At 67.2% G+C, this 25596-nt stretch carries 25 protein-coding genes; 7 read left to right on the top strand and 18 right to left on the bottom strand.

All coding sequences use genetic code 11. The features are described 5' to 3' along the window. Positions 1 to 142 precede the first annotated feature (142 nt). Together queF and D580_RS0111610 are read left to right on the top strand one after the other, a co-directional pair. Positions 143 to 532, top strand: coding sequence for a preQ(1) synthase (gene queF, locus D580_RS0111615; RefSeq protein ID WP_018954553.1), 390 nt, complete (start codon positions 143 to 145; stop codon positions 530 to 532). Between the two features lie 100 nt (positions 533 to 632). Beyond that, the gene (locus tag D580_RS0111610) at positions 633 to 1916 is read left to right on the top strand and encodes an FGGY-family carbohydrate kinase (RefSeq protein ID WP_018954552.1); all 1284 of its coding nucleotides are present in this window, start codon (positions 633 to 635) and stop codon (positions 1914 to 1916) included. 536 nt (positions 1917 to 2452) lie between these two features. Here D580_RS0111610 and D580_RS15490 read toward each other — a convergent pair. Beyond that, complete coding sequence (locus tag D580_RS15490; RefSeq protein WP_018954550.1) at positions 2453 to 3259, bottom strand: alpha/beta hydrolase; 807 nt, start codon at positions 3257 to 3259, stop codon at positions 2453 to 2455. Then, positions 3259 to 4086 carry an alpha/beta hydrolase gene (locus D580_RS0111600; RefSeq protein ID WP_419581644.1) on the bottom strand — a complete coding sequence of 276 codons (828 nt, stop codon included), beginning with the start codon at positions 4084 to 4086 and terminating at the stop codon, positions 3259 to 3261. Before D580_RS0111600 ends, D580_RS15490 begins: the two co-directional genes overlap by 1 nt. Before the next feature lie 308 nt (positions 4087 to 4394). Between D580_RS0111600 and D580_RS0111595 the strand changes: the two genes are divergently transcribed. From D580_RS0111595 to D580_RS0111580, 4 genes are read left to right on the top strand one after another with little or no spacing between them, the layout of a single operon-like run. Beyond that, positions 4395 to 5906, top strand: coding sequence for an FAD-linked oxidase C-terminal domain-containing protein (locus D580_RS0111595; RefSeq protein ID WP_018954548.1), 1512 nt, complete (start codon positions 4395 to 4397; stop codon positions 5904 to 5906). Continuing rightward, complete coding sequence (glcE, locus tag D580_RS0111590; protein WP_018954547.1) at positions 5906 to 6967, top strand: glycolate oxidase subunit GlcE; 1062 nt, start codon at positions 5906 to 5908, stop codon at positions 6965 to 6967. Before D580_RS0111595 ends, glcE begins: the two co-directional genes overlap by 1 nt. A 6-nt stretch (positions 6968 to 6973) precedes the next feature. Further along, positions 6974 to 8182 carry a glycolate oxidase subunit GlcF gene (glcF, locus tag D580_RS0111585; RefSeq protein ID WP_018954546.1) on the top strand — a complete coding sequence of 403 codons (1209 nt, stop codon included), beginning with the start codon at positions 6974 to 6976 and terminating at the stop codon, positions 8180 to 8182. 48 nt (positions 8183 to 8230) lie between these two features. After that, positions 8231 to 9106 carry an AEC family transporter gene (locus D580_RS0111580; RefSeq protein ID WP_018954545.1) on the top strand — a complete coding sequence of 292 codons (876 nt, stop codon included), beginning with the start codon at positions 8231 to 8233 and terminating at the stop codon, positions 9104 to 9106. A gap of 484 nt (positions 9107 to 9590) precedes the next feature. Here the strand turns inward: D580_RS0111580 and mscL are convergent, their stop codons facing one another. Together mscL and D580_RS0111570 are read right to left on the bottom strand one after the other, a co-directional pair. Next, entirely contained in the window at positions 9591 to 9995 is a 405-nt protein-coding gene (gene mscL, locus D580_RS0111575; protein WP_018954544.1) for a large-conductance mechanosensitive channel protein MscL, read from the bottom strand. 145 nt (positions 9996 to 10140) lie between these two features. Then, positions 10141 to 11307 (bottom strand): pyridoxal phosphate-dependent aminotransferase, encoded by a 1167-nt coding sequence (locus D580_RS0111570; protein ID WP_018954543.1) that lies wholly within the window; start codon positions 11305 to 11307, stop codon positions 10141 to 10143. 609 nt (positions 11308 to 11916) lie between these two features. Between D580_RS0111570 and D580_RS0111565 the strand changes: the two genes are divergently transcribed. Continuing rightward, complete coding sequence (locus D580_RS0111565) at positions 11917 to 12732, top strand: peptidoglycan DD-metalloendopeptidase family protein (protein ID WP_018954542.1); 816 nt, start codon at positions 11917 to 11919, stop codon at positions 12730 to 12732. 205 nt (positions 12733 to 12937) lie between these two features. On the opposite strand, the gene der is transcribed toward D580_RS0111565, so the two are convergent. The 14 genes from der to iscU form a co-directional block, all read right to left on the bottom strand. Beyond that, positions 12938 to 14332: a ribosome biogenesis GTPase Der gene (gene der, locus D580_RS0111560; protein WP_018954541.1), complete on the bottom strand. Its 1395-nt coding sequence runs from the start codon at positions 14330 to 14332 to the stop codon at positions 12938 to 12940. A gap of 59 nt (positions 14333 to 14391) precedes the next feature. Further along, complete coding sequence (gene bamB, locus D580_RS0111555) at positions 14392 to 15594, bottom strand: outer membrane protein assembly factor BamB (RefSeq protein ID WP_018954540.1); 1203 nt, start codon at positions 15592 to 15594, stop codon at positions 14392 to 14394. After that, a complete protein-coding gene (locus D580_RS0111550; RefSeq protein ID WP_018954539.1) occupies positions 15591 to 16220 on the bottom strand; it encodes a YfgM family protein in 630 nt (209 codons plus the stop codon). Before D580_RS0111550 ends, bamB begins: the two co-directional genes overlap by 4 nt. Positions 16221 to 16453: 233 nt before the next feature. Beyond that, entirely contained in the window at positions 16454 to 17728 is a 1275-nt protein-coding gene (gene hisS, locus D580_RS0111545) for a histidine--tRNA ligase (protein WP_018954538.1), read from the bottom strand. Positions 17729 to 17768: 40 nt separating this feature from the next. Then, entirely contained in the window at positions 17769 to 18731 is a 963-nt protein-coding gene (locus D580_RS0111540) for a helix-turn-helix domain-containing protein (RefSeq protein WP_018954537.1), read from the bottom strand. Beyond that, positions 18721 to 19497 carry a type IV pilus biogenesis/stability protein PilW gene (gene pilW / locus D580_RS0111535; protein ID WP_051081803.1) on the bottom strand — a complete coding sequence of 259 codons (777 nt, stop codon included), beginning with the start codon at positions 19495 to 19497 and terminating at the stop codon, positions 18721 to 18723. Before pilW ends, D580_RS0111540 begins: the two co-directional genes overlap by 11 nt. Next, on the bottom strand, positions 19494 to 20624 hold the full coding sequence (locus D580_RS0111530) for a bifunctional tRNA (adenosine(37)-C2)-methyltransferase TrmG/ribosomal RNA large subunit methyltransferase RlmN (RefSeq protein ID WP_018954535.1): 1131 nt from the start codon (positions 20622 to 20624) through the stop codon (positions 19494 to 19496). Before D580_RS0111530 ends, pilW begins: the two co-directional genes overlap by 4 nt. A gap of 86 nt (positions 20625 to 20710) precedes the next feature. Beyond that, positions 20711 to 21142, bottom strand: coding sequence for a nucleoside-diphosphate kinase (gene ndk, locus D580_RS0111525; protein WP_018954534.1), 432 nt, complete (start codon positions 21140 to 21142; stop codon positions 20711 to 20713). 293 nt (positions 21143 to 21435) lie between these two features. Further along, positions 21436 to 21630, bottom strand: coding sequence for a Fe-S cluster assembly protein IscX (gene iscX, locus D580_RS0111520; RefSeq protein WP_018954533.1), 195 nt, complete (start codon positions 21628 to 21630; stop codon positions 21436 to 21438). Between the two features lie 15 nt (positions 21631 to 21645). Further along, positions 21646 to 21984 carry an ISC system 2Fe-2S type ferredoxin gene (fdx, locus tag D580_RS0111515; RefSeq protein ID WP_012638613.1) on the bottom strand — a complete coding sequence of 113 codons (339 nt, stop codon included), beginning with the start codon at positions 21982 to 21984 and terminating at the stop codon, positions 21646 to 21648. A 74-nt stretch (positions 21985 to 22058) separates the two neighbouring features. Continuing rightward, positions 22059 to 23930, bottom strand: coding sequence for a Fe-S protein assembly chaperone HscA (hscA, locus tag D580_RS0111510; protein WP_018954532.1), 1872 nt, complete (start codon positions 23928 to 23930; stop codon positions 22059 to 22061). Between the two features lie 74 nt (positions 23931 to 24004). Then, positions 24005 to 24547, bottom strand: a complete 543-nt coding sequence (gene hscB / locus D580_RS0111505; RefSeq protein WP_231363545.1) for a Fe-S protein assembly co-chaperone HscB — start codon at positions 24545 to 24547, stop codon at positions 24005 to 24007. 25 nt (positions 24548 to 24572) lie between these two features. After that, positions 24573 to 24896 (bottom strand): iron-sulfur cluster assembly protein IscA, encoded by a 324-nt coding sequence (gene iscA / locus D580_RS0111500; protein ID WP_018954530.1) that lies wholly within the window; start codon positions 24894 to 24896, stop codon positions 24573 to 24575. A gap of 75 nt (positions 24897 to 24971) precedes the next feature. Beyond that, complete coding sequence (iscU, locus tag D580_RS0111495) at positions 24972 to 25379, bottom strand: Fe-S cluster assembly scaffold IscU (RefSeq protein ID WP_018954529.1); 408 nt, start codon at positions 25377 to 25379, stop codon at positions 24972 to 24974. Positions 25380 to 25596: the final 217 nt, after the last annotated feature.

Raw genomic sequence — 25596 nt, 5'->3', positions numbered from 1 at the left:
GTGGAGCGGTTCTTCCGTGGCCTTGGATGGCGGTCATTATTACAATAATGCCGCCCAATGGGGGGAACCGATCAAGCCCCCTGTGGAACCCGTCGCCATTTCAGGGCTCAAAGCCCCTCTCTAAACGACAAACGAGCCCACCATGCCGAGCCAGCCCAGCAAAGACCTCGAGACCTTCGATAACCCCCAGCCGGGGCGGGATTATACCATCCGCATCCGGGTCCCGGAGTTCACCTGCCTGTGCCCCAAGACGGGCCAGCCGGACTTCGCCACCCTGTACCTGGACTACGTGCCCCGGGAGCGCTGCGTGGAGCTGAAATCCCTCAAGCTCTACGTCTGGGCCTTCCGCGACCAGGGCGCCTTCCACGAGAAGGTGACCAACGAGATCCTCAACGACCTGGTGGCCGCCACCGACCCCAACTTCATGCGCCTGACAGCCGAGTTCAACGTGCGCGGCGGCGTGTACACCACCGTGGTGGCCGAGCACCGCCACCCGGACTGGCAGCCGCCGGTGCCGGTGACGCTGCCTTGAGAGGCAATTCAAAATTCAAGATTCAAAATTCAAAGGGGGCGTGTCCTGCAGCTGCGAGAATGCGCTGGCCACGGACTCCCCTTTGAATTTTGAATTTTGAATGTTGAATTCGCTTTTCATCGGTATCGACATGGGCACCTCCGGGTGCCGGGCCATCGCCATCGACGCCGAGGGCGGGGAGATCGCGCGGCGCAGCATCGCCCTGGCCGAACCCTGCCGCGATGGCCCCCGGGTGGAACAGGACCCGGGGCTGTGGTGGACGGCCCTGTGCCAGGTCACCCGCGCGATCATGGCGGACCTGCCCTGCCCGCCCACGGCCCTGGCCATCGACGGCACCTCCGGCACCCTGGTGGTCACCGACGCTCACGGCACGCCCCTGGGCCCGGGGCTTCTGTACAACGATGCACGGGCGGTGGACGCGGCCGCGCGCATTGCGGCCATCGCCCCCCGGGAGAGCGGCGCTCACGGCGCCAGCTCCAGCCTGGCCAAGCTCGGCTGGTGGCTGGATCACCACGCCCCCCGGGCAGCCCGTCATGCCCTGCACCAGGCGGACTGGCTGGCGGCTCAACTCACCAGCCGCTACGGCGTCAGCGACGAGAACAACGCCCTCAAGCTCGGCTACGACCCGGTGGCCCGGGACTGGCCGGCGTGGCTGGACGGACTGGACCTGCCCGCGGGGCTGCTGCCCCGGGTGGTGCCGCCGGGGGATCGGCTGGGTACGGTCACGCCCAGAGCCGCCGCGGACTCGGGCCTGCCCGAGGGTCTGCCCGTGCTGGCCGGGACCACCGACAGCGTGGCGGCCTTTCTTGCCACCGGCGCCGCGCAGCCCGGCGAGGCGGTCACCTCCCTGGGCAGTACCCTGGTGCTCAAGATCGTCTCGCCCCGGCCGGTGTTCGCCCCCGAATTCGGGGTCTACAGCCACCGGCTCTGGGATCGCTGGCTGGCGGGCGGGGCCTCCAACAGCGGCGGCGCGGTGCTCAAGCAGTTCTTCAGCCCCGAGGCCATGGCAGCCCTGAGCTCGCGGCTCGAACCCGACCGCGCCACCGGGCTCGACTACTATCCGCTGCCCGCCCCCGGCGAACGCTTTCCGGTCTGCGACCCCGGGCTTGCACCGCGCCTGACGCCCCGCCCCGACAATGACGCCCGCTTCTTCCAGGGGCTGCTGGAGGGCATCGCTGCCATCGAGACTCAGGGCTACCGGCGTCTGGCGGAACTGGGCGCCCCCACCCCCGCCAGCGTACGCACCGTGGGCGGCGGCAGCATCAATCCCGCCTGGACGCGCATCCGCGAGCGGCTGCTGGGCGTGCCCCTGGTGCAGGCCACCCATACCGAGGCCGCCTATGGCGCGGCGCTGATCGCGCGAAAGGGTGTCGGGGGGGCGTGAGGTGTGAGGTGTGAGGTGTGAGGTGTGAGGTGTGAGGTGTGAGGTGTGAGGTGTGAGGTGTGAGGTGTGAGGTGTGAGGCGGGGAGTGAAGTTGGGGACATCCATAACTCTTCACATTGATTAAGGGGACATGGATTTTGGATGTCCCAAACCGTTCGCAAACCGTTCAAGGCGACGCCACAACCGGATCTGCTGACACCCAGCCCAAGAGCCCCTCGCGGTAGCATCGCCGGGGGCTTTTTGCATTGGCGGGCAGCACCCAAGTCAGCGCGTCTGGTTCGCAGACATGAATCCGCTCATGCCCTGCACGACCTCCCGCTCAATGCCCAGGAATCCGTGGGGCGTGAGCCCCTGGCAGGGCTCTCCCCGGGAAGTTGGGGACATCCATAACTCTTCACATTGATTAAGGGGACATGGATTTTGGATGTCCCAAACCGTTCAAGGCGACGCCACAACCGGATCTGCTGACACCCAGCCCAAGAGCCCCTCGCGGTAGCATCGCCGGGGGCTTTTTGCATTGGCGGGCAGCACCCAAGTCAGCGCGTCTGGTTCGCAGACATGAATCCGCTCATGCCCTGCACGACCTCCCGCTCAATGCCCAGGAATCCGTGGGGCGTGAGCCCCTGGCAGGGCTCTCCCCGGGGCGCCTCACCCCCCTCCCACCACTGCACCTGCACCCGGGGCGCGTGCACCAGGGCCACCTCCAGTTCCTCCACCCCTTCCGGCGGCGTGCTGCGGCAGGCGTCCTGGCGATGGGCCACCAGCAGCACCGGCACATGGATCGCATCCAGCGTCATCTCCAGCAGGGACAGGCCACGACGGTTTTCCCGGGTCATGGGTGCACTGAGCACCAGGCCCTGGATCCCCGTGCCCGCGTGCAAAGCCAAGGCCGTGGCCGATTCCGTGCCCCGGCTGGTGCCCACCAGCCAGACCGGCAGCCCGAAGCGATCATTGACCCATTGCAGAACCGCCGCGAGGTCCGCCATGTGCTCGGCGCTGTGCCTGAATCCGTCCAGCATGCCCGCCTCGCCCCGGCGGTCGGAAGGTGCATCCACCAGCAGCACGTGAAATCCCTGGTCCGTGAAATGGACCCGGCTACGCACCAGAAAGTTGTTGCGCCCCCAGTCGAGCTTCACGGCATCGTCCTCCCGGTGCAGCCCCAAGCGTCCATGGCCACCGGCAAACAGCACCACCACACCCACCGGATTCGGCGCCTCCCGCAGCAGGAAGGGCTGGATCACACCCGCCCGGGTGGGCAGTTCGATGAGGGTCTCGGCGGCGGATCCCACGGCGGCGCTGAGCAGGAGGGACATGGCACACACCACGGACGCGAGTCGTCGCATCACGGCAGTTCTCCGAACACGTGCTCTTCGAGGAAGTCGCCCAGGCCGCGCACGTAGCGCTGCCCGGTGCGCAGGAAGCCGTCGTTGTGCCCGCCCTCCATCTCCAGCAGCACGGCACCGTCGTGGGCCACGGCCATGAGCCGTAGGGCATGGTCGAAGGAGACGATCTCGTCGTGTCGGCTGTGGGCGATCAGGGTCGGCACACGTACCTGGGGCAGCGACTCGATCACCTCGTGGCGGTGACGCAGCAGCCGGCCCACCGGCAACCAGGGGTAGACCTCGGCGCCCAGATCCGCGGCGCTGGTGAAGGCCGACTCCAGGATCAGTGCGCCGGGAGGATGTTCTCTGGCCAGATCGACGGCCACGGCGGCACCCAGGGAGCGGCCGAACACCACGATCTCCCGGGCCGGTATCTCCCGCGTCTCTCGCAGCCACGCCCAGGCCGCACGGGCATCCCGACGCAGCCCGATCTCGCTGGGCCGTCCCTCGCTTCGCCCGTAACCCCGGTAATCGATGATGAACACCGACAGGCCCAGTTCGCGGAAGATACGGATGGAGGCCATGCGGTGGGAGATGTTGCCCGCGTTGCCGTGGAAGAACAGCAGCACGCCCCGCGGCTCGGGGGCCGGCACGAACCATCCGTGCAGGCGCACCCCGTCATCGGTGGTGAGATAGACGTCCTCGTAGTCCATGCCGTGCTCGGCCGGCGTGGTGACGAGAGTGGACATGGGCAGGTAGATGAGACCGTCCTGCTTGACATAGACCAGGCCCACGAGCACCCCGTAGGCGCCCGCAGCCACCAGGCAGAGATGGATCAGGGCTTTGATCATGGCCGCACGTCTCCCATGGGCTCAGGGTATGCTAACGGGATGCTCAACGACTACCTCGCAGGCCTGCGTTATCCCTTCCGCGGTCTGTCCCTGATCCGGCGCCGGGACATCCGTTCCCTGGTGATCATCCCGCTTCGAAGACGCGCCTGCCGATGCCGGGTGCGCTACCATTGGCGATCAGATCGCGCTGTTCGGTCATGCAGCGCCATACAGCCTCACCGCCTTGAGCCCGCGGGTCACCAATGCCAACGGGCCGATAAACCGATAACAACGGCGTCCCGGGAGACGCCGACCGGAGGAGTCCCATGTCCGCCGATGCCCTGAGGCCGGCCAACCTGGAAGAGCCCCGCGCGGTCAGCGCCCGGGAGCGTGACGCCCTGATCCGTGAACTGCTTGACGTGGTGCCGTCCCACGGCGTGCTCCACGACGACGAGGACCTGCGCCCCTACGAATGCGACGGCCTGTCCGCCTACCGTCGCAAACCCATGCTGGTGGTGCTGCCCGAGACCATCGAACAGGTGCAGCAGGTGCTGCGCCTGTGCCAGGCACACCAGGTGCCCGTGGTGGCACGCGGTGCCGGCACCGGGCTCTCCGGCGGGGCCTTCCCCCTGGCCAACGGCGTGCTGCTCGGCCTGGCGAAGTTCAACCGCATCCTGGCCATCGACCCGGACAACCGCTCTGCCCGCGTGCAGCCCGGCGTGCGCAACCTGGCCATCTCCGAGGCCGCCGCCGCTCACGGTCTCTATTACGCCCCCGACCCCTCCTCCCAGATCGCCTGCTCTATCGGCGGCAACGTGGCGGAGAATGCCGGCGGCGTGCACTGCCTGAAGTACGGTCTCACGGTGCACAACATCCTGGAACTGAAGGTGGTCACCATCGATGGCGAACTGATCACCCTCGGCGGCCAGTCCCTGGACTCGCCCGGCTACGACCTGCTGGCGTTGATGACCGGTTCCGAGGGCATGCTCGGGGTGATCGTGGAGATTACCGTCAAGCTGCTGCCCAGGCCCGAACGGGCCCAGGTGCTGCTGGCCGCCTTCGACAGCGTGGAGCGGGCCGGCGAGGCCGTGGCCGCCATCATCGGCTCGGGCATCATCCCCGCGGGCCTCGAGATGATGGACAACAACGCCATCCGTGCCGCCGAGGACTTCGTGCACGCCGGCTACCCGGTGGAGGCCGAGGCCATCCTGTTGTGCGAGCTGGACGGCACCAACGCCGAGGTCTCGGAAGACATCATGAAGGTGCGCAATCTGCTCATCGCCCAGGGCGCCACCGAGGTGCGCACGGCGGGCGACGACCAGGAACGGTTGCGCTTCTGGGCCGGACGCAAGGCCGCCTTCCCCGCCGTGGGCCGGCTGTCGCCGGACTACTACTGCATGGACGGCACCATCCCGCGCAAGAACCTGGGACAGATCCTGCGACGCATCGGCGAGATGTCCGGTGAATTCGGACTGCGGGTGGCCAACGTGTTCCACGCCGGCGACGGCAACCTGCACCCTCTGATCCTCTACGATGCCGACACCCCCGGGCAGCTGGAACGGGCCGAGGACTTCGGCGGCAGGATCCTGGAGCTGTGCGTGGAGTACGGCGGCACGGTCACCGGCGAACATGGCGTGGGCATCGAAAAGCTCAACCAGATGTGCACCCAGTTCACGCCGGACGAACTGACCCAGTTCCACGCGGTGAAGGCCGCCTTCGATCCCCGGGGGCTGCTCAACCCGGGCAAGGCCGTGCCGACCCTGCACCGCTGCGCGGAATTCGGCGCCATGCATGTGCACCACGGGCAGCTGCCCCACCCGGACATCCCGAGGTTCTGATGCACGACGCCGATCTGAGCCAGGCCCTGGCCGAACAGGTGCGGGCCGCCGCCGAATCCGGCACGCCGCTGCTGATCCGCGGCGGCGGCACCAAGGACTTCTATGGCCTGCGCGGCGAGGGCGAGCCCCTGTCCATGGTCGGGCACCGCGGCATCGTCAGCTACGAACCCACCGAACTGGTGATCACGGCACGCGCGGGCACGCCCCTGGCGGAAGTGGAACAGTGCCTGCGCGACCATGGCCAGCAACTGCCCTTCGAGCCCCCCGCCTTCGGCGCGGGCGCCACCATCGGCGGGGCCGTGGCCAGCGGTCTGTCCGGGCCGCGCCGCGCCTTCGCCGGTGCCGTGCGCGACAACCTGCTGGGGGTGAAGCTGATCAACGGCCGCGGCCAGATCCTGTCGTTCGGCGGCCAGGTGATGAAAAACGTGGCCGGCTACGATCTCAGCCGCATCAACGCCGGCGCCCTGGGCACCCTGGGCGTGCTGCTGGAGGTGTCCCTCAAGGTCCTGCCCAGGCCCGCCTTCGAACGCACGGCGGTGTTCGAGATGGACGAGGCCACCGCCCTCGCCCGGCTCACCGCCCTGGGACGCACCTCCCTGTCCATCACCGCCACCGCCCACGACGGCGAGCGCCTGTACGTGCGCGTATGCGGCGGCGAACGCTCACTGGAGGCCGCCGAGCAGGTCCTGGACGGACAGACGCTGCCGGAGTCCCGGGACTTCTGGCACTCGGTACGCGAGCACAGCCACCCGTTCTTCGATCGGCCCGGCCCCCTGTGGCGGCTGTCGCTGCCGCCCGCGGCCCCGTCCCTGGGACTGGGGGAGACCTTCATCGAATGGGGCGGCGCGCAGCGCTGGCTACGCAGCGACGCACCCGCCGAGGTCCTGCGCGACAGGGCCGCCGCCCTGGGCGGCCATGCCACCCTGTTCCGTGGCCACGGCGACACCGGCGAGGTCTTCCATCCCCTGACGCCCGCGCTGCTGCGCCTGCACCGCAATCTCAAGCAGGCGATGGACCCCGCCGGCATCTTCAACCGCCATCGCATGTACTCCGACTTCTGACCCTCCATGCAGACTCAGCTAGCCGATTTCATCAAGGACACCCACCAGGGCCGCGAGGCCGAGCAGATCCTGCGCGCCTGCGTGCACTGCGGCTTCTGCAATGCCACCTGCCCCACCTACCAGCTGCTGGGCGACGAACTGGACGGTCCGCGCGGCCGCATCTACCTGATGAAGCAGATGCTGGAAGGCCACACGCCCACCGGCAAGACCCTGAGCCACCTGGACCGCTGCCTCACCTGTCGCAGCTGCGAGACCACCTGCCCCTCGGGTGTGCGCTATGGCCGCCTGGTGGAGATCGGCCGCGAGGTGATCGAACAGCAGGTGCAGCGCTCCCTGAGCGAGCGCCTGCTGCGCGGCGCCCTGCGGCGTTTCCTGCGCTCGCCGCTGTTCGGCATGAGCCTCGCCCTGGGCCGCCTGGCGCGGCCGGTGCTGCCCGCCTCCCTGCGCCGCCGGGTCCCCGAATCCCGGCCCGCGCCCCGGCGCCCGGGCCGGCAGCATGCCCGGCGCATGCTGTTGCTGGAGGGCTGCGTGCAGCCTGCCCTGTCCCCGGACATCAACGCCTCGGCAGCCCGGGTGCTGGACCGCCTGGGTATCGAACTGGTGAGTGTCCCGGCCGCCGGCTGCTGCGGTGCCATCGACCAGCACCTGGGGGCCTTCGAGGCAGCGCGCGCACAGATCCGACGCAACATCGACGCCTGGTGGCCCCAGGTGCAGGCCGGCGCCGAGGCCATCGTGATGACCGCCAGTGGCTGCGGCGCGCAGGTCAAGGACTATGGCGCCCTGCTGGCCGACGATCCCGCCTATGCGGAAAAGGCGGCGCACATCGCGGCCCTGACCCGGGATCTGAGCCAGGTGCTGGCCGAGGCCGATCTGTCCGGTTTCCGGGTCACACGGAAGCGCATCGCCTTCCATCCGCCCTGCACCCTACAACATGGCCAGAAGCTGCGCGGCGTGGTGGAGGGCATCCTGACACGCCTCGGATTCGAACTGGTGCCGGTGGCGGACAGCCACCTGTGCTGCGGCTCTGCCGGCACCTACTCGATCCTGCAGGGCGACATCGCCGGGCGCCTGCGCGAGGACAAACTCAACAAACTGCAGGCCAACGGCCCCGAACTGATCGCCACCGCCAACATCGGCTGTCAGACCCATCTGGCCTCGGGGAGCGACGTCCCCGTGGTGCACTGGATCACGCTGCTCGACCAGCCGGCGAACTGATCCGCACGCGGGCGACCATGCCGCGCCGCTCTCCCTGGCACGCCGAACATGAACCTGATCCCCGTCCTCAACACCGTCCTGCCGGTCTTCCTGATCGTCGCCCTGGGTTTCCTCTACGGCCGTCGATTCCCCACCGACATCGACACCGCCAACCGGCTCAACATGGAGATCTTCACCCCCGCGCTGATCTTCAGCGCCCTGTCGGCCCAGGGCTTCCAGATCGCCGACTACTCCCAGCTGGCCCTGGCGGCCACCCTGGTGGTGCTGGGGTCCGGCCTGGTGGTGTTGCCCTTCGTGCGCCTGCTCAGGGTGGACTGGAAGACCTTCGTGCCGCCCATGATGTTCACCAACAGCGGCAACATGGGCATCCCCATCCTGCTGCTGGCCTTCGGCGAGGCCGCCCTGCCCGCCGCCATCGTGCTGTTCCTGGTGGAGAACACCCTGCACTTCACGGCGGGCATGTACATGGTCAACCACAGGGCAAACCTCTGGAACGTGCTGCGCACGCCCATGATCCTGGCCAGCATCGCCGGCATCGCGGTGAGCCTGTCGGGTTTCGTGGTGCCATCGGTGGCGGCGGTGCCCATCGAGATGGTGGGGCAGATCGCCATCCCGCTGATGTTGTTCACCCTGGGGGTGCGCATGGTGGATGCGGATTTCAGCGACTGGCGCCTGGGCCTGTGGGGCGCGGTGCTGGCGCCGGTCAGTGGCCTGGTGATCGCCGGGCTGCTCTACCCCTGGCTCACCCTGAGCCCGGAGCAGCTGGCCTACCTGTTCATCTTCGCCGCCCTGCCGCCGGCGGTGCTCAACTACATGGTGGCCGAGAAGTTCCAGCAGGAGCCCAAGCGCGTGGCCTCCATCGTGTTCATCGCCAACCTGCTGAGCATCTTCAGCCTGTCCGCCGTGCTCGCCTGGGTGCTGTAGGCCGGATAAGGCGCAGCCGCATCCGGCACCCCACCGGAAGCAGCGACGCATGCGCTTTCCTCGCCCGCCCCGCGAGGCCACCAGCCTGCATAGGGCGGCCCGTGGCCGCCTCTCGACGGCGGGTGCGCCCTCCGGCGGGCATGGCCCGCCCTACGGATAGACTTCTACTGGATGACGTCGGCGCGATGCAGACCAAGCGACCACCATCAATCGCAATCCCTTCATGCAACATCCGGGCGGGTGCTCCTGACCGGACGCCCGGTCCTTATCCCAGCAACGCAGGATTGAGCCGCCAGATCGTGAAACTGAGCACGGCAGCAAAGCTGACCCAGGCCAGGCAAGGCAAGGCACCAGCAGCAGGCCCGCCAGCGAACGAACCCGCCAGAAGCCGATCAGCGTCGCCAGCACCTGGCGGGAGTCAGGGATGTCGTTGTCGAACCCAAGGATAAAAAGCCCGGAGGGACCTCCGGGCCTCGGATCAGGATCACTTCTGCTTGAGCAGGTCGCGGATCTCGGCGAGCAGTTTCTCCTGGTTGGAAGGCTCGGGCGGGGCCGCCGGCGGGGCCGCCTCATGCTTCTTCTTCAGGGTATTGATGGCCTTGACCGCGATGAAGATGGCGAAGGCGATGATGATGAAGTCGAAGATGGCCTGCAGGAACACGCCGTAGCGGAGCGTCACTTCCGCCACCCCCTCCCCGGCATGCTGGAGCGTGATGGCCAGGTCACTGAAATCCACCCCGCCGATCAGCAGGCCCAGCGGCGGCATGATCACGTCGGACACGAACGAAGACACGATCTTGCCGAACGCCACGCCGATGATGATACCCACCGCCATGTCCACCACATTGCCCTTGACGGCAAATTCCTTGAAGTCATTCAACATGCCCATGAACACACTCCCCTTGAGAGATTGAACATCCATTTGCCCTGCTGACTGACAGGACGCCATTGCCGTGGAACAACTAGAAGCGTAGTTCAAGAATCAGGGACAGGGAGGTACTCAAGGAACAGCAGGGGACGATGCCGATGTCACTTCACCCCAGGGCACGTCGCAGGCGCGCCACCGCCTCCTCCAGCACGGCAATCTCCCGCGTGTAGGCAAAGCGCACATGGTCCTGTGGCCGATGGTGGCCAAAGTCCAGCCCCGGGGTGATGGCCACGCCCGCCTGATCCAGCAGGCGCTCCGCCAGGCGCTGGCTGTCGGTGTCGAAGGCGCGACTGTCGGCGTAGATGTAGAAGGCGCCCTCGGGCGTCACCGGGATGCCGAAACCCAGTTCCCGCAGCGCGGGCAGCAGGAAATCGCGGCGTTCCTGGAAGGCCTCGCGCCGGGCCTCCAGGATCTCCAGGGTCTCGGGGCGGAAGGCGGCGAGCGCGGCGTGCTGGGCCGGCGTGGGCGCGGCCAGGAACAGGTTCTGGGCCAGCTTGTCGATGGGGCGCACGTAATCCTCGGGGGCGACGATCCAGCCCAGGCGCCAACCGGTCATGCCGAAGTACTTGGAGAAGCTGTTGATGACGAACACGTCGTCGGAGATGGACAGGGCCGTGGCGGCGGGCTCGCCGTAGACCAGGCCGTGGTAGATCTCGTCCACGATCAGGCGCCCGTCGCGCTTGGCGACCGCATCGGCCATGTGCTCAAGCTCCGCGCGGGGCACCAGGGTCCCGGTGGGGTTGGCGGGCGAGGCCACCAGGGCCGCCACAGTGCGCTCGCCCCAATGTGCTTCCAGGTGTCCGGCATTGAGCTGGTAGGCGGTCTCCGGACCCACCGGCACGGACACCGGCTCGCCCTCGAAGGTACGCACGAAATGACGGTTGCAGGGATAACCGGGATCGGCCATGAGCACCTGGTCACCCGGGTCCAGCAGCACGGCCATGACCAGCAGCAGGGCGCCGGAGGCACCGGGGGTGATGATGATGCGCTCCGGCGAGACCTCCACCCCGTAACGATCCTGGTAGAACCCGGAAATGGCCTCGCGCAGGGCCGGCAGACCCACGGCGGGTGTGTAGTGGGTGTGGCCGTCGGCAAGGGCCCGTCGCCCCGCCTCCATGATGGGCTCGGGGGTTGGGAAGTCCGGCTCGCCGATCTCCAGGTGCACGATGCTTCGCCCGGCGGCCTCGAGCCTGCGTGCCCGGGCCAGCAGGTCCATGACGTGGAAGGGTTCGATGTCCGCCATGCGGCGGGCGATGTGAGCGGGGCGTTTCATGGCGCAATGCTAGCACGGGTTTGGTGAGGTCTTTTCACCCGTTCAAATCGAGAGGGTCTTGCCACAGAGGGCACAGAGGTCACAGAGAATCATGGATTATGGATGTCCCAAACTGCCCCCCCTCCCAAACTGCCCCCCCTGGATTATGGATGTCCCAAACTGCCCCCAAACTGCCGTTGCCAAACTGCCGCACAGAGGCCACAGAGAATCATGGGTTATGGATGTCCCAAACTGCCAAACTGCCGTTGATGGATGTCCCAAACTGCCGCCGGGCGTTTCATGGCGCAATGCTAGCACGGGTTTGGTGAGGTCTTTTCACCCGTTCAAATCGAGAGGGTCTTGCCACAGAGGGCACAGAGGTCACAGAGAATCATGGATTATGGATGTCCCAAACTGCCGCCCAATCAAACCAGACCTGCTCAACATACAAGGTCGGGCTTCAGCCCGACATGCGCGACTTCTGCAACCTCCGGCGTCGGGCTGAGGCCGGATCTACACCAAAAGCGCCTTTAACGCTCTTTGATATCTGTGACCTCTCTGTGGCCTCTCTGTGACAAATCAATGCTTCCTCCTACCGCTACACAGGGTCGGACACCGCACCGTGATAGCATGAACGCCATGCGCTCGCTCCTGTTCCTGCTGCTTTGCCTCTCCCCCTCCCTGCTGCTGGCCTTGCCCACCGCCCTGCCCGCACCGGGCGGCGTGGCGATCCTGGACCTGGGCCCATCGCAAGATGCGCCCCGGGCAGAATTCGACGGTGAACGGGTCGCGGTGGTGCGCACAGAGAACGGCTGGCGCGCGGTGGTCGGTCTGCCCCTGTCCCTTGAGCCAGGAGAGCAGCGCATCGAAGTGACCTGGCCCGACGGGCGTCGCTCGCGGCACGGCTTCACGGTGCAGCATCGGGACTATGCCGAGAGCCGCATCACCATCCGCGAGGAGCGCATGGTGAGCCCGGGACCCGATGATCTCAAGCGCATCGAGGCGGACCGCGTGCGCATCCGTGCAGCCCTGGCCACCTGGTCGGATGCAACGCCCGATTTCGGTTTCACCGTGCCTTCCGAGGGTCGCTTCTCCAGCGGCTTCGGCCTGCGCCGCTTCATCAACGATCAGCCACGCAATCCCCACAGCGGTCTGGACATCGCCGCGCCCGTGGGCACGCCCGTCCACGCGCCCGCACCGGGGCGGGTGATCCTCACGGGGGATTTCTTCTATGCCGGCAAGGCGGTGATGCTGGACCACGGCCACGGTCTGCTGAGCTTCTACGCGCACCTGGACAGCATCGGCGTTGAGGAAGGGCAACGGCTGGAACGCGGTGCGCGGCTCGGCACCATGGGCATGACCGGCCGGGTCACGGGTCCGCACCTGCATTGGGGGGTGTATCTCAATCGGACGCCGGTGGATCCGGAGTTGTTCTTTACTCGCTGAGGAAGGGATTGCCGCAGAGACGCGGAGGCGCGGAGTGAGCTGAATTTGCAGATCCTGTAGGAGGCCCGACCACGGGCCGATGGGTGCACGGGAATGCTCCGCTGTTCGCGGCGGGGTCGCCGCTCCTACAGGGAAGATCCAGTCGCCGGATGCGCTGCGCTTATCCGGCCTACTCTCCCGCACCTTACGCCTACCCCCTCACGCCTCACTTCTTCTTCGCGTGTCGCATCATGCGTTTGCGCTTGTACTGCTGGCGCGGGGTGAGCACGTTGCGTTTGCCGGCGTAGGGGTTTTCGCCGGTCTTGAACTCGAGACGGATGGGGGTGCCCACCAGCTTGAGGTGCTGGCGGAAATGGTTGGTGAGGTAGCGCTTGTAGCTGCCGGGCAACCGCTCGGTCATGTTGCCGTGGATGACGATGATCGGCGGGTTCTGGCCACCCTGGTGGGCGTAGCGCAGCTTCACGCGACGACCGGACACCAGCGGCGGCTGGTGGGCCACCATGGCGCTTTCCAGCAGCTTGGTGAGATGGTTGGTGGAGACCTTGATGAACGCGGAGTCGTAGGCCCGCTTCACGTGGGCGAACAGGTCGCCCACGCCGGTGCCGTGCAGCGCCGAGATAAAACGCTTCTCGGCGAAATCCAGGAACGGCAGCTTGAGGTCCAGCTCGTGGCGGATGCGGTCACGCTGGTCAGGATCCAGGCCATCCCACTTGTTGATGGCCACCACCAGGGCGCGGCCGGCATCCAGCACCACGCCCAGCAGGTGCGCGTCCTGCTCGGAGATGCCCTCCCGGGCGTCCAGCACCATCACCACCACGTGGGCGGCGTCGATGGCCTGCAGGGTCTTCACCACGCTGAACTTCTCGATGGCCTCGTGCACCCGGGAACGGCGCCGCACGCCGGCGGTGTCGATCAGGGTGTACTGCTGGCCGTCGCGCTCGAAGGGGATGAAGATACTGTCCCGGGTGGTGCCGGGGATCTCGGTGGCCACCACCCGCTCCTCGCCCAGGATGCGGTTGATCAGCGTGGACTTGCCGGCGTTGGGTCGGCCCACGAAGGCGATGCGGATGCCCGGCCAGCGCTCCGCCTCGGCCAGGGTCTCCTCCACCTCCGGCAGCAGCGCGTGCACGGCGTTGATCAGGCCCAGCACGCCGCGTCCATGGGTCGCCGCAATGGGGATCGGGGCACCGAAGCCCAGGGCATGGAACTCGGCCATGGCCTGCTCGGCGTCCACGCCGTCGGTCTTGTTGACCACCAGCAGCACCTTCTTGCCCTGGGTGCGCAGGGACCGGGCGATGGCCTGGTCCGCCGCCGTGAGTCCCTCGCGGCCGTCCACCAGGAACAGCACCACGTCGGACTCGTCGATGGCCTGCTGGGTCTGGCGGGCCATGAGGTTGTCCAGGGTCTCCGCCTCGCCGGACAGGCCGCCGGTGTCCACCACCATGTAGGGGAAACCCCCCACCCGGCCCGGGCCGTACTGACGGTCACGGGTCAGGCCCGGGAAGTCTGCCACGAGGGCATCCCGGGAACGGGTCAGCTGGTTGAAGAGGGTGGACTTGCCCACATTGGGGCGGCCCACCAAGGCGATGACCGGAAGCATGGCGTTGTCAGTGGTCCGTTGTCAGTGATCCCCGTGGAAACGGATCCACGGGGAGAAAATCATTCGCTGTCCGACCAGCGGGCGCGTCGGCCACCTTCAGGCACCACGGCGGAAAGCCTGCCGCCGTTACCCAGCACGTACAGTCGTCCCTCGTGCACGATGGGCCGTGACATGAGGCCGGAGGAATCGGTGCGCAGACGGCCCACCAGACTGCCGTCCTCCCGGGACAGCCAGTGCAGGTAGCCCTCGTAGTCACCCACCACCACGTGATCACCCAGCACCACCGGCGCGGTCACGCCGCGCAGGCGCAGCAGTTCCTGCTGCCACAGGGTGCCGCCGCTGTTGCGGTCCAGGGCCCAGACGTGGCCCTCGGCATCGGTGATGAACACCTGGTTGTCGCCCACGGCCAGGCCCCGGTAGGAGGAGAAGGTGCGCTCCCACAGGGTACGGCCGTCGGCCAGGCTCAGGGCCGCCACGCGCCCCTGGTAGGCGACGGCGTAGACGCGGCCATCGGCCACCACGATGTGCCCGTCCACGTCCACCATGCGTTCCAGTTCGGAGCGGCCACTGGGCACGGCCAGGGCCGTCTCCCAGAGCACGTTGCCGCGGCCCAGGCCGAGGCTCAGCACGCGTCCGTTGTCGAAGCCGACGATCACGCGCCCCGGCACCATCACCGGCTGGCCCACGCCGCGCAGGCTCAGCGCCGGGGTGGTGCGTCCCGCCAGCCAGTCCGGCTCGCCGGTGCGGGCGTGCAGTGCGTGCACGCGCCCGTCGTTGGTGCGCGCCACGACCCGGTCCTGGCTCACGCTGGAGATGGCCATCACCTCGCTGGACAGGCGCCGGCTCCACAGGGTCTCGCCGGTCTCCATGTCGAGCGCAATGATCTCGCCCTTGGCCGTGCCGACCATCACCAGGCCGTCGCCGCCGCCCACGCCGCCGGTGACCGGCACCGACAGGTTCACGGACCAGCGCTGCCGGCCGTCCTCGGCGTTGACCGCCGTGACACGACCCTCGGCATCGGTCACGTACACGGCGTCCCCGAAGCGCATCGGCACCAGGTAGACGTAGAACCGGCCCATACCGGCCCCGGTATCGCGATTCCACACGGTCGAGGGCAACACGGTCCGGGTGTAATCGGGCAGCGGCGCGGGCGGCTCGGTGTTGTCCCGGGAGAATGTGCCGCAGCCGCCCAGCAGTAGCGCCGCCACCAGCAGCACCACCCACAGGGAGGACCGGGATGCGATTGTGCTCATGAAACTCATGCGCCGGGTACCGCCACGTCGTCGCGTTTCATCTGCAGGAACTCGGTGCCGCCCATGGAGGCGGCGATGGCGCGGTCATAGGCGGCGCGGGCCTGATCCCGATCGCCCTTGGCGCGCCAGGCATCGCCGCGCACCTCTTCCACCAGTGCCTCGAAGCCCTGGGGATGGCTGCCGGCCACCGTTTCGAGTGCTTCGTCGGCACGCTCCAGGGCGACCAGCACCCGGGCCAGGCGCACCCGCGCGGTCCAGGTCACTTCCTCGCTGCGCCCCTGGCCGATGGCCCAGCGCATGTTCTCCTCGGCGGAATCCAGTTCGCCGCGACTGGCCTGCAGGCGGGCCAGTTCCAGTGCCGCGAGCGGCGCGTAAGGGGTCCTGGCATAGTCGGCGCGCAACAGGTCCGCCTGCTGCCGGGCCTGTTCCAGATCACCGGCACGGGAGGCGCGATCCACCGCCAGGAACAGGTCCGAGGCGCGCTCGGCGCGGGTCTCGTTCAGGTCCACCCAGTAGCGCCAGCCGAACAGGCCGCCCACGCCCAGCACGATGCCGGCGATCACTGCCTTGCCGTTTTCCTGCCACCATTTTTTGATGGCCTCGACCTTTTCCTCGTCTGTCGTGTACTCGCTCACTGAGCCTTCTCCACTTGCTGCTGTTGTTTGTCACTGACACTATTGGCGTCAGGAAGATCAAATGCGTTTTTTGCCACAGAGGGCACAGAGGACACAGAGAACTCAACAGTTCTTTCCTCGTGGGTGTCGGGCTTCAGCCCGACACAACGGTGTCCTGATCAGACTGCGATAGTCGGGCTGAAGCCCGACCTACAGGATCTTGTCTCTGTGACCTCTGTGGCTAAACAATCCTTTCAACCAATCCGCGCCCGCAGAAACTCCGCGAGCCCGTCCCTCGGCACTGCCTGCTGTTCGCCGCCGGCCTCGCGCAGGGGCTTGACCAAGATGGTGCCCTCGGCCAGCTCCGACTCGCCGATGATCAGGGCGAGATCCGCACCACTGCGGTCGGCGCGCTTGATCTGGGCCTTGAAACCGCCGCCGCCGCCGTTGACCACCAGGCGCAGGCCCGGCAGCGCATCGCGCAGGGACTCGGCCAGGCGCAGGCCCTCGGCCTGGGTGCCCTCCCCGGCCAGGGCCAGGTAGGCGTGGGGTTTCGGTGCCGGCGGACGCGCGCCGCCCGCCTCCACCAGGGCCAGCAGACGTTCCAGGCCCATGGCGAAACCCGCCGCCGGGGTGGCCCGTCCGCCCAGCTGCTCCACCAGGCCATCATACCGGCCTCCGGCGCAGATCGTGCCCTGGGCACCCAGGGACTCGGTGATCCATTCGAACACGGTCCGGCAGTAATAATCGAGTCCGCGCACCAGGGCCGGGTTCACCGTGAACTCGATGCCCGCCGCCGTGAGCAGGGCCTGAAGGCCCTCGAAGTGCGCCCGGGAGGCCTCATCCAGGTGGTCCAGCAGGCTGGGGGCGCTCCTGATCACCTCGCGCATGGCGGGGTTCTTGCTATCCAGGATGCGCAGCGGGTTGCTGTGCAGGCGCCGCCTGGCGTCCTCGTCCAGCACCTCGGCGTGGGCCTCGAAGTGCTGGATGAGCAGTTCCCGGTAGGCGGCACGGGCCTCGGTGGAGCCCAGGGAGTTGATCTCTAGGCGCACGTCCTTCAGGCCCAGGACACGCCACAGGCGCGCGGTCAGGATGATCAGCTCGGCATCGATGTCGGGGCCGTCCATGCCGAAGGTCTCCACGCCGATCTGGTGGAACTGCCGGTAGCGGCCCTTCTGGGGACGCTCGTGGCGGAACATGGGGCCCATGTACCAGAGCCGCTGCTGCTGGTTGTGCAGCAGGCCGTGCTCGATGCCGGCGCGCACGCAGCCGGCGGTGCCCTCCGGACGCAGGGTCAGGCTGTCGCCGTTGCGATCCTCGAAGGTGTACATCTCCTTCTCGACGATGTCGGTGACCTCGCCGATGGAGCGGGCGAACAGCTCCGTCTGCTCCACGATGGGCATGCGTATCTCTTCATAGCCGTAGCCGGCCAGCAGCTCGCGGGCGGCGGTTTCCAGCCACTGCCAGGCGGGGGTATCGGCGGGCAGCACGTCGTGCATGCCGCGAATGGATTGCAGGGTCTTGGACATGGTGTTCGGGTTCGTGATCCGGGAATGCGTACCCTGAGGCTCAGGGTCGTTCGAGGGTGAATCGGGCGGTGTTGTCGGCGCGGGCATGGCGCGCGGCATCGTAGCTGCTGCCATCGTGCTCGATGCGCACGCCCGGGGCGTTGCCCAGGAACACCCGGTACGGAGGCACCCCTTCCAGGCGCCGCTCGGTGCCTTCGCGCATCAGCCCCACCAGCAGGCTTTCGCCACGGGCGTCGTTGATCTCCACCCAGGAGTCCTCGGCGAAACGCAGCACCAGCACGCTGCCGTTCGCGGCTGGCGGGGTAGCCGGCGCCGCAGCGGGTGCAGGCTGAGCCCTCGGTGCTGGCGGGGGTGGCGCGGGCGTCGGTGCCGGTGCCAGCTCCACGGGCGGCTCTTCCACGGGCATGTGGGTCTCTGGCAGCAAGGGCTCGGCGTCTCCTGCCAGGGGCGGCCGTGTTTCGGGCATCGCGGCATCTGGTTCCGCGCGCAGGATCGGCTCCGGCGGCGCAGGCGTCTGCAGGGCCAGGGGCGCGCGGGTGGTCGGTTCCGCGTCACGGGCACCCGTGAGGACGTCCTGCCCCTCGAACCAGCCGTAGGCGATCAGGCCCGCCAGCGCCACCAGGATCAGCAGGCCCAGCAGATAGGGCGCACGGCGGTGCCCCCGGTTCGCCGGCGCCACGCCGGACCGGGCCACGGCGGGCGGGACATCGAGTTTGGGCTCGGACAGACCCTGAGCGTCGTAGGCCTCGATCAGGGGTGCGGCGTCGATGTTGAGGGCACGGGCAGCGGCGCGCAGATAGCCACGCACGTAGGCCGGCTCGGGCAGGCTGTCGTAACGGTCCCCTTCCAGGTCCTCGATGAGCCCCACGCCCAGGTGCAAGCGGCTGGCCAGTTCCCCGGTGCTGAGGCCCGCGGCCTCACGGGCCCGGCGCAACTCGGCACCAGGACCGGGCATCTGGCGGCGGCTCTCCTGCCCGGTGTCTGCGTCGCGCTCAGCGGCCACGTCGTTCCAGCTCCAGCAGCGCTGCCGTCTGGCGGGAATCCGGGAAACGCTCCTTCAGGCGCACGGAACAGTTGCCCGCCGCCTCGTGGTTGCGCATGGCGGTTTCCGCCTGGTAGCAGAGCCACAGGGTCTCGGCGGTGTGCTCCTGCTCGGCGGTGAAGCGCGACAGGAAGGCGCGGGTCTGCAGGTAGCGCTCCGCCTGGAAGGTCAGGCGCGCCATCTCCAGCAGCGCCGGGGTGTAGCGCGGGTTGTTGTCCAGGGCGCGGCGCAGGTATTCCTCCGCCTTGGCGTTATCACCGGTCTCCATCACGCACACGCCGGCATTGGTCAGGGCCTGCTCCGGTGTCCGGTAGAAGGGATTGGCCAGGGCCTTGTCGAAGGCGCGCTGGGCGTCGGCCTTGCGCCCCTGGGCACACAGGAAGCTGCCGTAGTTGTTCCAGGTGAAGGAGTCTTCCGCGTCCAGTTCCAGGGCGCGCTTGAAGTGACGCTCGGCGTTCTCGGGGTTGTTGAGCCGGACCTGCAGCAGCGCGAAGGCGCTGTGGGCCTGGGAATAGCGCGGATCGATCTCCAGCGCCCGGTTCAGGTTGATACGTGCCTGCTCCAGATTGTTGTTGGACAGGTAGTGCAGACCCAGGTCCACGTTGATGGCGGCCGCACGCCGGTCGCGCTCGCGGCTCTCGGTGGTGGGCTGTGAGGCGCAGCCGCCCAGCAGAAGGGCGAACAGCAATCCCAACAGGGTCCAACGGTGCCACGAGACATGCATCATGGTGCGGTACCTCCGGTTCCTTCGAGACGTGCAAAACGCAGCGCACGACGACTGCGGTCGGCCACCTTACCCACCAGCTGGCCGCAGGCGGCGTCGATGTCGTCACCTCGGGTGCGGCGGGTGATGGTGGTGTAGCCGGCGTTGGCCAGCATCTCCTGGAAGCGCCGGATGGCGGCATCCCCGGAACGACGATAGCGGGTCTCCGGGAAGGGATTGAAGGGGATCAGGTTGATCTTGCAGGGCACGTCACGCAGCAGGGCGATCAGCTGCCGGGCGTGCTCAGGGCTGTCGTTGACCCCTTCCAGCATCACGTACTCGAAGGTGATGCGCTGGTGGTGGCGCTCCTCGCGCACGTAGCGGCGGCAGGCGTCCAGCAGTTCGGCGATGGGGTACTTGCGGTTGATGGGCACCAGCTTGTCACGCAGCGCGTCGTTGGGCGCGTGCAGGCTCACCGCCAGGGCCACGTCCAGGGTCTCCTTGAGGCGGTCCATGGCGGGCACGATGCCCGAGGTGCTCAGGGTCACCCGGCGCTTGCTCAGGCCGTAGGCGTTGTCGTCGAGCATCAGGCGCATGGCATCGACCACGTTGTCGAAGTTGAGCAGCGGCTCGCCCATGCCCATGAGCACCACGTTGCTCACCACCCGCTCCGGGGCCTTGCCGGCCACGCTGCGCTCCGGCGCCAGGCGGCGGTTGGCCAGCCACAGCTGGCCAACGATCTCGGCACTCGAGAGGTTGCGGTTGAAACCCTGGCGGGCGGTGGAGCAGAAGGTGCAGTCCAGGGCGCAGCCCACCTGGGAGGAGACGCATAGGGTGCCGCGGTCCTTCTCCGGGATGAACACCGTTTCGATGCAGTTGCCGTCGTCCAGGCGCAGCAGCCACTTGTGGGTGCCGTCGGCGGAGGCCTGGTCATAGACCACCTCTGGGGCACGGATCTCCGCCACCTGGGCCAGACGCTCGCGCAGCGCCTTGGACAGGTCGGTCATGTCCTGGAAGTCTTCCACCCAGTGCTGGTGTATCCATTTCAGCACCTGTACAGCGCGAAAAGGCTTCTCCCCCATGGCGGTGAAGAAGCCTTCCAGCTGTTGCCGGGTCATGCCCAGCAGATTGGTCTTCGGGCTGTCAGTCATCGGGTACTCGCTACCTCCGCCCTGCAACATCCTGACCGGAGCACACCGGCGGCTTGCACAGGGCCGCCGCCCGGTGTGTCGGGTGCTCAGCGCGTGCGGGCGCAGATCTCTTCAGGCTTGAAGAAGAACGCGATCTCTTTGCCGGCATTCTCCAGGCTGTCGGAACCGTGCACGGCGTTCTCGTCGATGCTCTCGGCGAAGTCGGCGCGGATGGTGCCGGGAGCGGCATCTTTGGGGTTGGTGGCGCCCATGATGTCACGGTGCAGGGCCACGGCGTTCTCGCCTTCCAGCACCTGCACGATCACGGGACCGCTGATCATGAAGTCCACCAGGTCCTTGAAGAAGGGACGTTCCTTGTGCACGGCGTAGAAGCCTTCGGCCTGCTCGCGGGACAGGTGCATCATGCGGGCGGCGACGATCTTCAGACCGGCCTTCTCGAAACGGGTGTAGATCTCGCCGATCACGTTCTTGGCGACGGCATCGGGTTTGATGATGGAGAGGGTGCGTTCAACGGCCATGGTAAAGACTCCGGACTGAAGTGTTGAAAGTTCAAATGACAAACCCGCGTGGTCGCGCGGGTTTGTCGTAAATCGGCTCAGGTGACGACGGATGCGGGCAGTGGCACCCCAACCCACCACTATCAGGGCATTTTAACCGTCCGGACAGGGGTTTGGCAAAGGGGGTAGTTAAGGATGAAGGATGAAGGTTGGGAGTCTGTAGGATGGGCAAAGCGCAGCGTGCCCATCCTACTCCCCCCCTCTCCCACACGGAGAGGGTCGGGGTGAGGGTGGTTTCATTAATCCTTCATCCCTCATCCTTTTTCTTCGATCCACGCCATCTGCACCGCCTCCAGGATCCGCTCGCCGCAGTGGGCGGGGTCGTCGTCGAAGCCGTCCAGCTCCATGATCCAGTTGCGCAGGTCCACGAAATTGACCCGGGTAGGGTCCACGTCGGGATGTGCTTCGTCCAGGGCGATGGCGATGTCGAGGGTGTCGGTCCACTTCATGGCATGACTCCGGGATCAGTGATGTTCGGAGACCTGGTTGATGGTGTACTTGGGCAGCTCCACCACCAGGTCCTTGTCGTCCACCCGCGCCTGGCAGGAGAGGCGTGAGTCCGGCTCCAGGCCCCAGGCCTTGTCCAGCATGTCCTCCTCGTCCTCGGTGGGGTCCTCCAGGGACTCGCCGCCTTCGCGCACGTACACGTGGCAGGTGGTGCAGGCGCAGGACTTCTCGCAGGCATGTTCGATCTCGATGCCGTGGGCGAGCGCGGCGTCGCAGATGGTGGTGCCGGGCTCGACATCGATCACGGCGCCTTCCGGACAGATGTCCTCGTGGGGCAGAAAGATGATCTGGGGCATGGTGATCTCGTTGCAGTCAGTGTCTTGTATGGCCGGGATGTCTGCGCGCTCCCGGCCCCCGATTCAATAGGGCCTTACTCGAATTCTTCAACCCGGTGACCGGCCATGGCCTTGCGGATGCTCTGGTTCATGCGCCTTGCGACGAAGGCCTCTCCGGCCTTCTCCACGCCCTGGATGGCGCGCTTGATGGTCTCGGCGTCGCCGTCGGCGCGGGCGGCCACCAGGCGCTCCCGGGCCGCGTCGATGGCTTGGCGTTCGGCGGCCTCCAGCAGCGCCTCGCCGTCGGCGGCCAGGGCCGCGTCCAGGGCCTCGATGACCCGGTCCGCTTCCACCTGCTGTTCACGCAGGCGGCGGGCCTCCATGTCCTCGCGGGCATGGCTCATGGAATCCCGCAGCATGGTCTCGATCTCGCTGTCGGTGAGCCCGTAGGAGGGCTTCACCTCGATGGACGCATGGGCGCCGCTCAGCTCCTCCCGGGCGCTGACATTGAGCAGTCCGTCGGCATCCACCTGGAAGGTGACCCGGATGCGCGCGGCACCGGCCACCATGGGAGGGATGCCGCGCAGGGTGAAACGGGCCAGCGAGCGGTTGTAGTCCACCACGTCGCGCTCGCCCTGGACCACGTGCAGGGCCATGGCGGTCTGGCCGTCCTTGAAGGTGGTGAATTCCTGGGCGCGGGCCACGGGGATGGTGGTGTTGCGCGGGATGATGTGCTCCACCAGGCCGCCCATGGTCTCGATGCCGAGCGACAGGGGGATCACGTCCAGCAGCAGCATCTCCTCGTCGGGCTTGTTGCCGGCCAGCACGTCCGCCTGCAGCGCGGCGCCCACGGCCACCACCCGGTCCGGGTCGATGTCCACCCGGGGCTCGCGGCCGAAGAATTCCGCCACCCGTTGGCGCACATGGGGCACCCGGGTGGAACCGCCCACCATGACCACGTCGATCACCTCGTCCCGTTCCACGCCGGCGTCGCGCAGGGCGCGGCGGCAGGCGGCCAGGGTCTTGTTGATGAGCGGCTCGATCAGACAGTTCATCTGCTCGCAGGTGATGCAGCCGTTCCACACCTGGTCGCCGGCCACCTGGATGCTCAGCTCGGTCTCGTCGCTGTCGCTAAGCGCCTCCTTGGCGGCGCAGGCGTCCATCATCAGCTTGCGCATGCGCTGGTGATCGGACTCGCCGGCCATGCCGGCCTCCTGCATGATCCACTCGGCGATGGCGCGGTCGAAATCGTCGCCGCCCAGGGCGCTGTCGCCGCCGGTGGCCAGCACCTGGAACACGCCCTTGGACAGCCGCAGGATGGAGATGTCGAAGGTGCCGCCACCCAGGTCATAGACCGCGATCACCCCTTCCTGGCCCTTGTCCAGGCCGTAGGCGATGGCCGCCGCCGTGGGCTCGTTGAGCAGGCGGAACACGTTGAGACCCGCCAGGGTGGCGGCGTCCTTGGTGGCCTGGCGCTGGGCGTCGTCGAAATAGGCAGGCACGGTAATCACCGCACCGGACAACTCCCCGCCCAGGCTCGCCTCGGCGCGCTCGCGCAGCACCTTCAGGATCTCGGCGGAGACCTGCACCGGGGTCACGTCGCCGCCGGCGGTGCGGATGCGCGGCACGCCACCCTCGCCTGCCACGAACTCGTAGGGGATGTGGCCGTTGAGGGTCTTCAGGTCCTCGACGCCACGGCCCATCAGGCGCTTCACCGAGGCGATGGTGTTCAGCGGGTCCAGGGCGGCGCGGCGCTTGGCCTCGTGGCCCACGGTCACGCCGTCAGCGCTGTAATGCACCACGGAAGGCAGGAGGTGCCTGCCCTCCGCATCGGGCAGGGTCTCGGCCATGCCGCTGCGCACCGAGGCCACCAGGGAATTGGTGGTACCCAGGTCGATGCCCACCGCGAGCCGGTGCTCGTGGGGGTTGGTGGACATGCCGGGTTCGGAGATCTGCAACAGGGCCATGAATTAAATCTCTAGAGACAAGAGGCAAGTGGCAAGATACAAGTGCCTACACGCCACCCGCACCTCGTAGGGTTTCAAAGCAATTCGTCTTCGAGGCGCTCGGCGGTGCGCCTGGCCTCGTCGCGCAGCTTGTCGTAGAAGCGCATCTTCAGCACCAGGGTCTTCGCCTCGTCCACACGATCCGCATCGAGGGCCTCGGCGAACTGCGCCGAGAGCGCGCTGCGGCGGGCGGCGATGTCACCGCTCAGGGCATCCAGCCGGCCCAGGGGATCGGCGGCCTCGGGCGCCTCCTCGAGGGCCTCGCGCAGTTCCATCTGCTCCATGAGGAAGGCCGGATCGCTGGCGGTGTCGCGCTCGTCGTTGAACTCCACGCCCTTGAGCGTCAGCAGGTAGCGGGCGCGTCGGGTGTCGTCCTTGAGGGTGGCATAGGCCTCGTTGACCCAGGCCGCCCCCTGCACCGCGAGGCGCCGTTCCTGATCACCGGACTGGGCAAAGCGATCCGGGTGCAGCTGCCCCTGGAGTCGCCGGTAGGCGTCCTCCAGGGCAGCACGGTCCAGCGCAAAGCTCACCGGCAGACCCATCAGTTCGAAATGGTTCTGACTGAAGTCCAGGTTCACGGGGATCACCGGCGCGCCATGCGCCTCAGACGTTGAAGCTCTCGCCGCAGCCACAACGGTCCTTCTCGTTGGGGTTGTTGAACTTGAAGCCCTCGTTGAGGCCTTCGCGGGCGAAATCGAGCTCCGTGCCTTCCAGGTACACCAGGCTCTTGGGGTTGACGATCACCTTGACGCCCTTGTCCTCGAACACGGTATCGCCTTCGTCCAGCTCATCGGCGAACTCGATGACATAGGCCATGCCGGAACAACCGGTGGTCCGCACGCCCAGGCGCAGGCCCAGCCCCTTGCCACGCTTGGCAAGGAAGGTCTTGACGCGGTCGGCGGCGCTGTCGGTCAGTGTGATGGCCATGATGACTCCTAACTCGTCTTGCTACATCTGGTGTTGATACGCGCTGTTTTGCTCAGGTCACGCCAGGAAAACCGCTCAGGCGGTCTTCTTGGCGGGCTCCTCGGCACCGGACTTCTGCTTGAAGTCGGCGATGGCCGCCTTGATGGCGTCCTCGGCCAGCACCGAGCAGTGAATCTTCACCGGCGGCAGCGCCAGCTCCTCGGCAATCTGCGTGTTCTTGATCGCAGCCGCCTCATCCAGCGTCTTGCCCTTCACCCACTCGGTCAGCAGGCTCGAACTGGCAATCGCCGAGCCGCAACCGTAGGTCTTGAACTTGGCATCCTCGATCACGCCCTCGGCGTTGACCTTGATCTGCAGCTTCATCACGTCGCCACAGGCCGGCGCACCCACCATGCCCGTGCCCACGCTCGGATCCGCCTTGTCCAGGGAACCCACATTGCGGGGATTTTCATAGTGATCCAGCACTTTGTCGCTGTAGGCCATACGTCACCTCCGGGTTTGTTTTCGCGTCCTTCCCTCAGCAGGGGAGGACAAATCAGCATCTGTTATCAGTGGCAAGTCTCAAGTGGCTAGTGGCAAGGAAGTTCCTTGAGACTAGCCACTTGCCACTTGCCACTGTGGGTGGCGCCTAATGCGCCACCCACTGCACACTCTTCAGGTCCACCCCTTCCTGGTACATCTCCCACAGGGGCGAGAGCTC

Source organism: Thioalkalivibrio sulfidiphilus (assembly GCF_000377945.1).
Classification (GTDB): domain Bacteria; phylum Pseudomonadota; class Gammaproteobacteria; order Ectothiorhodospirales; family Ectothiorhodospiraceae; genus Thioalkalivibrio_A; species Thioalkalivibrio_A sulfidiphilus_A.
Note: the sequence above shows the minus strand (reverse complement) of the source record. Positions and strands in the feature narration are given on the sequence as shown.

What these genes read in the sequence shown, in the direction of transcription:
- queF (WP_018954553.1), top strand. Translation starts at nt 143, where the DNA reads ATGCCGAGCCAGCCCAGCAAAGACCTCGAGACCTTCGATAACCCCCAG.
- D580_RS0111610 (WP_018954552.1), top strand. Translation starts at nt 633, where the DNA reads ATGTTGAATTCGCTTTTCATCGGTATCGACATGGGCACCTCCGGGTGC.
- D580_RS15490 (WP_018954550.1), bottom strand. Translation starts at nt 3,259, where the DNA reads ATGCGACGACTCGCGTCCGTGGTGTGTGCCATGTCCCTCCTGCTCAGC.
- D580_RS0111595 (WP_018954548.1), top strand. Translation starts at nt 4,395, where the DNA reads ATGTCCGCCGATGCCCTGAGGCCGGCCAACCTGGAAGAGCCCCGCGCG.
- glcE (WP_018954547.1), top strand. Translation starts at nt 5,906, where the DNA reads ATGCACGACGCCGATCTGAGCCAGGCCCTGGCCGAACAGGTGCGGGCC.
- glcF (WP_018954546.1), top strand. Translation starts at nt 6,974, where the DNA reads ATGCAGACTCAGCTAGCCGATTTCATCAAGGACACCCACCAGGGCCGC.
- D580_RS0111580 (WP_018954545.1), top strand. Translation starts at nt 8,231, where the DNA reads ATGAACCTGATCCCCGTCCTCAACACCGTCCTGCCGGTCTTCCTGATC.
- mscL (WP_018954544.1), bottom strand. Translation starts at nt 9,995, where the DNA reads ATGGGCATGTTGAATGACTTCAAGGAATTTGCCGTCAAGGGCAATGTG.
- D580_RS0111570 (WP_018954543.1), bottom strand. Translation starts at nt 11,307, where the DNA reads ATGAAACGCCCCGCTCACATCGCCCGCCGCATGGCGGACATCGAACCC.
- D580_RS0111565 (WP_018954542.1), top strand. Translation starts at nt 11,917, where the DNA reads ATGAACGCCATGCGCTCGCTCCTGTTCCTGCTGCTTTGCCTCTCCCCC.
- der (WP_018954541.1), bottom strand. Translation starts at nt 14,332, where the DNA reads ATGCTTCCGGTCATCGCCTTGGTGGGCCGCCCCAATGTGGGCAAGTCC.
- bamB (WP_018954540.1), bottom strand. Translation starts at nt 15,594, where the DNA reads ATGAGTTTCATGAGCACAATCGCATCCCGGTCCTCCCTGTGGGTGGTG.
- hisS (WP_018954538.1), bottom strand. Translation starts at nt 17,728, where the DNA reads ATGTCCAAGACCCTGCAATCCATTCGCGGCATGCACGACGTGCTGCCC.
- pilW (WP_051081803.1), bottom strand. Translation starts at nt 19,497, where the DNA reads ATGATGCATGTCTCGTGGCACCGTTGGACCCTGTTGGGATTGCTGTTC.
- D580_RS0111530 (WP_018954535.1), bottom strand. Translation starts at nt 20,624, where the DNA reads ATGACTGACAGCCCGAAGACCAATCTGCTGGGCATGACCCGGCAACAG.
- ndk (WP_018954534.1), bottom strand. Translation starts at nt 21,142, where the DNA reads ATGGCCGTTGAACGCACCCTCTCCATCATCAAACCCGATGCCGTCGCC.
- iscX (WP_018954533.1), bottom strand. Translation starts at nt 21,630, where the DNA reads ATGAAGTGGACCGACACCCTCGACATCGCCATCGCCCTGGACGAAGCA.
- fdx (WP_012638613.1), bottom strand. Translation starts at nt 21,984, where the DNA reads ATGCCCCAGATCATCTTTCTGCCCCACGAGGACATCTGTCCGGAAGGC.
- hscA (WP_018954532.1), bottom strand. Translation starts at nt 23,930, where the DNA reads ATGGCCCTGTTGCAGATCTCCGAACCCGGCATGTCCACCAACCCCCAC.
- iscA (WP_018954530.1), bottom strand. Translation starts at nt 24,896, where the DNA reads ATGGCCATCACACTGACCGACAGCGCCGCCGACCGCGTCAAGACCTTC.
- iscU (WP_018954529.1), bottom strand. Translation starts at nt 25,379, where the DNA reads ATGGCCTACAGCGACAAAGTGCTGGATCACTATGAAAATCCCCGCAAT.